Origin of the sequence: Paraconexibacter sp., from assembly GCF_041602235.1 — a bacterium.
Taxonomy (GTDB): domain Bacteria; phylum Actinomycetota; class Thermoleophilia; order Solirubrobacterales; family Solirubrobacteraceae; genus Paraconexibacter.
Genome location: NZ_JBFIGP010000199.1, coordinates 1 through 7,276 on the forward strand (window position 1 = coordinate 1; position 7,276 = coordinate 7,276).

Consider the following 7,276-nt stretch of genomic DNA (forward strand, 5'->3'; position numbering starts at 1 on the left):
CGCGCGATCGACGCCGCCTTCCGCATCTACATGCTGCCGCAGGGCATGTTCAGCGTCGCGGTCGCGACGGTCCTGTACCCGGCGCTGAGCCGCTTCGCGGCCCGCCGGGACGCCGACGGGCTGCGGGCGCTCACCGCCAACGGGTTCCGCCAGATCTTCCTGCTGCTCGTCCCCGCCGCGGCGGCGACGATCGCGCTGTCCACACCGATCACGCGCCTGATCTACGAGCACGGCGAGTTCGGTCCCGGATCCACCGAGCTCGTGTCCAGCGCGTTGTTCTGGTTCTCGTTCAGCCTGCCGTTCAGCGGGGTGAACCTGCTGCTGACCCGCACGTTCTTCTCGTTGCAGCGCCCGTGGATCACCACGAAGCTCGCGGGGGCCAACCTCCTCGTGAACCTCGGGGTCAGCGCCGCGCTGTACAAGCCGTTCGGGATCCCGGGCATCGTGATCGGCACCGTCGCCTCGAGCGCCTTCATGACGTTCGCCCAGACCTGGTACCTGCGCCGCGAGCTCCAGGGACGGCTCGAGGGCCGCGAGACGGCGATCGCGATCGCCAAGATCTGCGTGGCGGCGACGGCCTTCGGCGGCCTGGCCTACGGCGTCTGGTGGGGCCTCGACGAGCTGCTGGGACGCGGGATCCTCGCCCAGATCGTCTCGGTGTCCACGGCCCTGGGAGCCGGGGTGTGCGTGTACGCGGGGCTGGTGCTGCTGATGCGGGTCCCGGAGGCGGCGCAGATCGAGCGGCTCGTCCTCAGCCGCCTGCGGCGGGCGGGCTGACCGCTCCGCGGGGCGGCGCGTCCAGCGGACTGCCATCCTTCGCGCACGCATGGCCGACCAGTCGCACATCCGGAACTTCTCGATCATCGCCCACATCGACCATGGCAAGTCGACGCTGGCCGATCGCATCCTGGAGCTCACCCAGACCGTCGACCCGCGTCTGATGCGCGCGCAGCTGCTCGACTCCATGGAGCTCGAGCGCGAGCGCGGGATCACGATCAAGTCGCAGGCGGTCCGCGTGTACTTCACGTCGCAGCGCGACGGCGAGACCTACCAGTTCCACCTCATCGACACGCCCGGGCACGTCGACTTCACCTACGAGGTGTCGCGTTCCCTGGCGGCGTGCGAGGGCGCGCTGCTGGTCGTGGACGCCTCGCAGGGCGTGGAGGCGCAGACGCTGGCCAACACCTACCTCGCCGTCGACGCGGGCCTGGAGCTGATCCCGTGCCTGAACAAGATCGACCTCCCGGGTGCGGAGCCCGAACGGGTGGCCGGCGAGGTCGCGGAGCTGCTCGGCGAGCCCGCCGACGCGATCAAGCGGATCTCCGGCAAGACCGGGGAGGGGGTCCTGGAGGTCCTCGAGGAGCTGGTCGAGAAGGTCCCGCCGCCCGAGGGCGACCCGGACGCCCCGCCCCGCGCGGTCATCTTCGACAGCGAGTTCGACCAGTACCGCGGCGTCATCGCCTACATCCGCGTGGTCGACGGGACGTTCAAGAAGGGCGAGGCGATCCGCGCGATGGCGACCGGCACGGAGGCCGACATCGACGACATCGGCTACTTCACCCCGGCCATGACCAGCGCGGACCACCTCACGGTGGGCGAGGTCGGCTACGTCATCACCGGCGTCAAGGACGTCACCAAGCTGCGCGTCGGCGACACGCTGACCACCAAGCGCCACGGCGCCGAGGAGGCGCTGCCGGGCTACCGCGAGATCCAGCCGATGGTGTTCTGCGGCATGTTCCCGATCGAGGCCGACGACTACGGGGACCTCCGCGACGCGCTGGAGAAGCTCACGCTCAACGACGCCGCGCTGCACTGGGAGCCGGAGACGTCCGACGCGTTGGGCTTCGGCTTCCGCTGCGGGTTCCTGGGGCTGCTGCACATGGACATCGTCCGTGAGCGCCTGGAGCGCGAGTACGACCTCAACCTCATGGCGACGATGCCGTCGGTCGGCTTCGAGGTGACGCTGACCAACGAGGAGGAGCTCGAGGTCCACAACCCCTCGGACATGCCCGACCCGGCGCGCATCCAGGAGATCCGCGAGCCGTACGTGAAGGCCACGATCATCACGCCGAAGGAGTACGTCGGCACGATCATGGAGCTGTGCCAGGACAAGCGCGGCGACCACGAGGGGATGCACTACCTCAGCGCCGACCGCGTCCAGATGCAGTACGCGCTGCCCCTGTCGGAGATCGTCATGGACTTCTTCGACCAGCTGAAGTCGCGGACGCGCGGGTACGCGTCCCTGGACTACGAGGTGTCGGGGATGCGGGCGTCCAACCTGGTGCGCCTGGACGTCCTGCTGGCCGGCGACGTGGTGGACGCGCTCTCGATGCTCGTCCACAAGGACAAGGCGTACACGATCGGTCGCACCCTGACCGAGAAGCTGCGCGAGAAGATCCCGCGCCAGCAGTACGACGTGCCGATCCAGGCGGCCATCGGGTCGCACATCGTCGCCCGGGAGACCGTCAAGGCGTTCCGCAAGGACGTCACGGCCAAGTGCTACGGGGGCGACATCTCCCGCAAGCGCAAGCTGCTCGAGAAGCAGAAGGAGGGCAAGCGGCGGATGAAGCAGGTCGGCCGGGTCGAGGTGCCGCAGGAGGCGTTCCTCGCGGTGCTGGAGCTCGGCGACTCGAAGTAGGGCGGTACGGCGCGCGTCGTAGGCTGCGCGCATGGACCTGGGACTGACCGGTCGCGCCTGCATCGTCACCGGGGCATCCCGGGGCATCGGTCGCGAGATCCTCGAGCGGCTCACCGCGGAGGGCGCGGACGTGCTCGCGGTCGCCCGCGACGCGGATGCCCTCGAGCGGGTGAGCGACGACCTGCGGGGAGCGGGGCGCGGCCGGGTGGTCGCCTGCGCCCGCGACGTGACCGACCCGCAGGCGGGTCGCGAGATCGTCGCCGCGTGCGTGGAGGCCTTCGGCGGCGTCGACGTGCTCGTCAACAACGCCGGCACGTCCTCCGTGAAGGCGCTGGAGGAGCTCCGGGACGACGACTGGCACCTCAACCACGAACTGCACGTGATGGCGCCGATGCGGCTCATGCAGGCCGCGGCGCCGCTGATGGCCGAGCGGGGGTGGGGGAGGATCGTGAACGTCGCGTCCTCGGCCGGGAAGCGTCCGTCCCCGATGAACGCCGCCTACGCGGTGTCGAAGGCGGGCCAGCTGTCGCTGAGCCGCGTGTTCGCCGACGCCTACGCCGGCCAGGGCGTCCTGGTCAACGCGGTCGCGCCGGGGGTCACCGCCAGCGAGCTGTGGACGGGGGAGGGGGGCATGGCCGACCAGATGGCCGCCCAGCAGGACCGGACCCGGGAGGAGGTCCTCGCCGAGCGCGCGGCGAAGTCCCCCCTGGGACGGATGTCCGAGCCCGGCGAGATCGCGGACGTCGTCGCGTTCCTGTGCAGCGGCCGGGCCTCCAGCGTCGTCGGGGCGGCCTGGTCGGTGGACGGCGGCGCCGTCCAGATCATCGTCTGAACGTCCACGCGGGTTTCCGTCGGGTCGCGGGCGGATACGGTCCTCCTGCATGACCGTCTCGACCGCAGCCATCGGCAAGCGCTTCCCGGCGGTCACCTACGCGGTCGGCCGCGAGAAGGTCCGGGAGTACGCCCGCGCGATCGGTGAGACCGGCGGGCTGCATCTCGACCTCGACGAGGCACGCGCGGCGGGGCACGCCGACCTCGTCGCCCCGCCGATGTTCGCCGCGGTGTACTGCGCACCGGCGATGGGCCCGGCCCTGTTCGACCCGGACGTCGGGATGGACTTCGCCCGCATGGTCCACGCCTCCCAGGAGTTCCGCTGGGGGCCGCTGGTCGTGGCCGGGGACGAGATCCGCACCGAGGTCCTCGTGCAGGACATCCGCGAGCGGGACGGCCGCGCCTTCTACGTGTTCACCTCCACCTCGACCAACCAGCGCGGCGACATCGTCTGCGTCGGGAGCTGGACCAACATCGTGCGAGGACGGTGACCGATGCCCGACCTCGAACCCGGCCAGGAGATCCCTGAGCTCAGCGTGACGCCGGACCGCTACCTCACGGTCCGCTACGCCGGAGCGTCCGGGGACTTCAACCCCATCCACATCGACGACGACTTCGCCCGGTCCGTGGGGCTGCCCGGACGCATCCTCCACGGCCTCTGGACGATGGCGCAGGTCGCCCGGGCCGCGACCGCGGTGGCCGACGGCGACCCGCAGGCCCTCGCACGGCTCCAGGTGGAGTTCCGCGGCATGGGCGTCCCGGAGCGCGAGCTCACGGTCACCGGCACGGTCGAGGACGTCGCGGACGACCTGACCCACGTGGTGCTGCAGGCCGAGCAGGAGGGCAACACGATCGTCCCGTCGGCCCGCGCCGAGTTGCGGACCGGGTAGCACCTCCGGGGGGCCGCGGGCACCGGCGGACCGTCCGGGCCGGGCTCGCCCGCCGAGGCTTCTACCATGCAGTGAGCGATGCTGAGCCCGCGACAACAGGTGATCCTGCGCAAGGTCGTCGACGCCTACCTGGTGTCGGGCGCCCCGGTGGGCTCCAAGGCGCTCGCGGCCGACCCGGATCTCGACTGCGGACCGTCCACGATCCGCAACGAGCTGGCGCTGCTGGAGGAGCACGGGCTCCTCGCGCACCCGCACACGTCCGCGGGCCGCGTCCCGACCGAGGCCGGACACCGCTACGTCGTCGACGGCCTCCTGGAGGGGCACGTCCCCTTGCCCGCGCCGAGTGAGCCGCTCGAGCTCCAGCTCGTGCGCCGCGAGGTCGACGAGGCGATGCGGGTCACCACCGAGACGCTGTCGCAGGTCACGAACCTGCTGGCGATCGTGTCCGCCCCGCCGCTGGACACCGCCACCATCCGTCACATCGAGGTCCTCGCCCTGCAGCCGACGGTCCTCATGGTCGTGGTCATCACGTCCACCGGCGGCGTCACCAAGCGCCTGTTCACGTTCGAGCGGCCGGTCGACCCGGGTCTGGTCGCCTGGGCGTCGGACGAGCTCAACGGCCGGCTCGTGGGCATGGGGCTCGGGGCCCGGATGCTCGCCCAGCGCCTCCACGACCCGTCGTTCGGTGCCGTGGAGCGGGCCTTCCTCGACGCCCTCAGCCCAGCCTTCACCGATCTCGCGGAGACGGCCGACGACACCCTGTACGTCGATGGTGCGGCCCGCCTGCTGGCCGACCACGGGGTCCAGGACCTGTCCGAGATCAACGAGCTGCTGACGATGCTCGAGCGGCGCGTCTCGCTGCTGGGCGTGCTGCGGTCCGCGCTGGGCGAGCGTGACGTGCTCGTGCGCATCGGTCAGGAGAACGAGACGCCCGCCCTGCGATCCTTGGCGGTCGTCGCCTCGGGCTACGGCCTTCCCGCCCGCAAGCTCGGGACGGTGTCGGTGATCGGTCCGGTGCGCATGGACTACGGCGCGGCGATCGCCACGGTCCGCGAGGCAGCCTTCCAGCTCTCCCGGTTCATCGAAGAGGTCTACGACGCATGAGCAGCAGTTCCACGAAACGCGACGCCTACGAGGTCCTGGGCGTCGCCCGCGACGCTGACGAGAGCACGATCAAGAAGGCGTTCCGGAAGCTCGCCCGCGAGCTGCACCCGGACGTCAACGCCCACGACCCCCAGGCCGAGGAGAAGTTCAAGGAGGCCGCGGAGGCCTACGAGATCCTCTCCGACGCCGAGCGCCGCGCCACCTACGACCGGTACGGGCACGAGGGTCTGCGCGCGGGCGGTGCCGCGCCCAACTTCGACGGCTTCGGCTCGATCAGCGACCTCTTCGACGCCTTCTTCGGGGGCGGCGGCTTCGGTGGCGGACGCGGAGGGCCGGCGCCGGGCGGCGATGTCGCCGTGGAGATCGAGATCGATCTCGCGGACGCGTTCGCCGGCGTCAAGCGGCCGATCGCCGTGGAGATCGTCGGACGCTGCGAGACCTGCAACGGCAACGGGGCGAAACCCGGGACCCCGATCCGCACGTGCGATCGCTGCGGAGGCGCCGGCCGCCTCCAGGCCGTGTCGCGCACCCCGTTCGGTCAGGTGGTGCGGACGGTCGAGTGCGACACCTGCGCGGGCGACGGGCGCATCGCCGAGCAGCCGTGCGAGCAGTGCGAGGGGCTCGGCCGCGAGATGCACCGCTCGGAGCTCGAGGTCGACATCCCCGCGGGCATCGCGGACGGCCAGCGGATCCGGCTGGGTGGCCGCGGCCACCAGGGCGATGCGGGCGCGCCGTCCGGCGACCTGTACGTGCTCGTCTCGGTCGCCCCCCACGAGCGCTTCCTGCGTGACGGGGACGATCTCGTCACGGTCCTGGACGTGCCCGCTCCGCTCGCAGCCCTGGGCACCAGCATGGACGTCGACGCCATCGACGGCCCGGCCACCTTCTCGATCCCCGCCGGGACGCAGCCGGGAGAGGTCATCACCGTGAGGGGCAGGGGGATGCCCGTCCTGCGCCGTCCCGGTCGTCAGGGCGACCTGCGGGCGATGGTCAACGTCGTCGTCCCGCGCCGGCTCACGAAGGATCAGAAGCGCCTGGTCGAGGAGCTGGCGGCCACGATCACCGACGACAACCTGCGCAGCGACGAGACGATGGTCGGGAAGCTGCGGCGCCTGATGGGCCACCGGTGATCCGGCTCGCGGTCCGGGTGCGGCGCGAGGACGCGGAGCTCGCGCTGTCGGACCTGCTGACGTTCGCGCCGTCGGGGGTCGAGGAGACCGCGATCGGCGACGACGTCGTGGAGTACGCGATCTACGGTGCGCCCGGCGAGATCCCGGACCTACCGGACCTCGAGGCCGCGGCCGGCGGCGCACTGGTCGAGATCCGCACGAGCGAGGTCGCCGACGACTGGTCGGAGCGCTGGCGTGCCTTCCACCAGCCGATCCTGGTCGGCGGTGCGCTGCACGTCCGGCCGCCGTGGTGCCCGCCGAGCGCGGACACCACGGTCCGCGAGATCGTGATCGACCCGGGGCAGGCGTTCGGGACCGGAGCGCACGACACCACCCGGCTGTGCCTCGAGCTCCTGCTCGAGCTGGAACCGGGCGGAGCGGCGGTCGACGTCGGGTGTGGCTCCGGCGTGCTGGGGATCGCGGCGTCGGCGCTGGGGTGGGCCCCCGTCGTGGGCGTGGACCACGACGTGGCGTCGGTGCAGGCGACCCTCGACAACGCGCGGGTCAACGGCGTCGACATGACCGCGCACCGGCACGACCTCGTCTACGACGGACCGTCCCCGTACGCGCCGCTCGTGCTCGCCAACCTGCTGCGACCGCTCCTGCTGCGCGTGGCCTCGGAGGGGTTCGCGGACGGCGCGATC

Annotated in this window: 8 protein-coding genes; all 8 read left to right on the plus strand. The window is 71.5% G+C overall.

The window, feature by feature from the left end; translation table 11 throughout:
- Window positions 1-777: murein biosynthesis integral membrane protein MurJ (murJ, locus tag ABYE80_RS14615; protein WP_372791020.1), on the plus strand; the 777-nt coding region annotated here is incomplete at its 5' end.
- Between the two features lie 49 nt (window positions 778-826).
- Window positions 827-2,638 carry a translation elongation factor 4 gene (gene lepA / locus ABYE80_RS14620; protein WP_372791021.1) on the plus strand — a complete coding sequence of 604 codons (1,812 nt, stop codon included), beginning with the start codon at window positions 827-829 and terminating at the stop codon, window positions 2,636-2,638.
- 31 nt (window positions 2,639-2,669) lie between these two features.
- Entirely contained in the window at window positions 2,670-3,470 is an 801-nt protein-coding gene (locus tag ABYE80_RS14625; RefSeq protein ID WP_372791022.1) for an SDR family NAD(P)-dependent oxidoreductase, read from the plus strand.
- Between the two features lie 49 nt (window positions 3,471-3,519).
- Window positions 3,520-3,960, plus strand: coding sequence for a MaoC family dehydratase N-terminal domain-containing protein (locus tag ABYE80_RS14630; protein WP_372791023.1), 441 nt, complete (start codon window positions 3,520-3,522; stop codon window positions 3,958-3,960).
- A 3-nt stretch (window positions 3,961-3,963) separates the two neighbouring features.
- Window positions 3,964-4,359 carry a MaoC/PaaZ C-terminal domain-containing protein gene (locus ABYE80_RS14635; RefSeq protein ID WP_372791024.1) on the plus strand — a complete coding sequence of 132 codons (396 nt, stop codon included), beginning with the start codon at window positions 3,964-3,966 and terminating at the stop codon, window positions 4,357-4,359.
- A gap of 78 nt (window positions 4,360-4,437) precedes the next feature.
- Window positions 4,438-5,463: a heat-inducible transcriptional repressor HrcA gene (gene hrcA, locus ABYE80_RS14640; RefSeq protein ID WP_372791025.1), complete on the plus strand. Its 1,026-nt coding sequence runs from the start codon at window positions 4,438-4,440 to the stop codon at window positions 5,461-5,463.
- Complete coding sequence (dnaJ, locus tag ABYE80_RS14645; protein ID WP_372791026.1) at window positions 5,460-6,593, plus strand: molecular chaperone DnaJ; 1,134 nt, start codon at window positions 5,460-5,462, stop codon at window positions 6,591-6,593. The genes hrcA and dnaJ overlap by 4 nt, the downstream gene beginning before the upstream one ends.
- Window positions 6,590-7,276, plus strand: a 687-nt coding sequence (locus ABYE80_RS14650) for a 50S ribosomal protein L11 methyltransferase (protein ID WP_372791027.1), incomplete at its 3' end; no start/stop codon positions are given. The genes dnaJ and ABYE80_RS14650, both read left to right, overlap by 4 nt.

Coding starts and splice junctions, on each gene's coding strand:
- dnaJ (WP_372791026.1), top strand. CDS start 5,460: ATGAGCAGCAGTTCCACGAAACGCGACGCCTACGAGGTCCTGGGCGTC.
- hrcA (WP_372791025.1), top strand. CDS start 4,438: ATGCTGAGCCCGCGACAACAGGTGATCCTGCGCAAGGTCGTCGACGCC.
- ABYE80_RS14625 (WP_372791022.1), top strand. CDS start 2,670: ATGGACCTGGGACTGACCGGTCGCGCCTGCATCGTCACCGGGGCATCC.
- lepA (WP_372791021.1), top strand. CDS start 827: ATGGCCGACCAGTCGCACATCCGGAACTTCTCGATCATCGCCCACATC.
- ABYE80_RS14635 (WP_372791024.1), top strand. CDS start 3,964: ATGCCCGACCTCGAACCCGGCCAGGAGATCCCTGAGCTCAGCGTGACG.
- ABYE80_RS14630 (WP_372791023.1), top strand. CDS start 3,520: ATGACCGTCTCGACCGCAGCCATCGGCAAGCGCTTCCCGGCGGTCACC.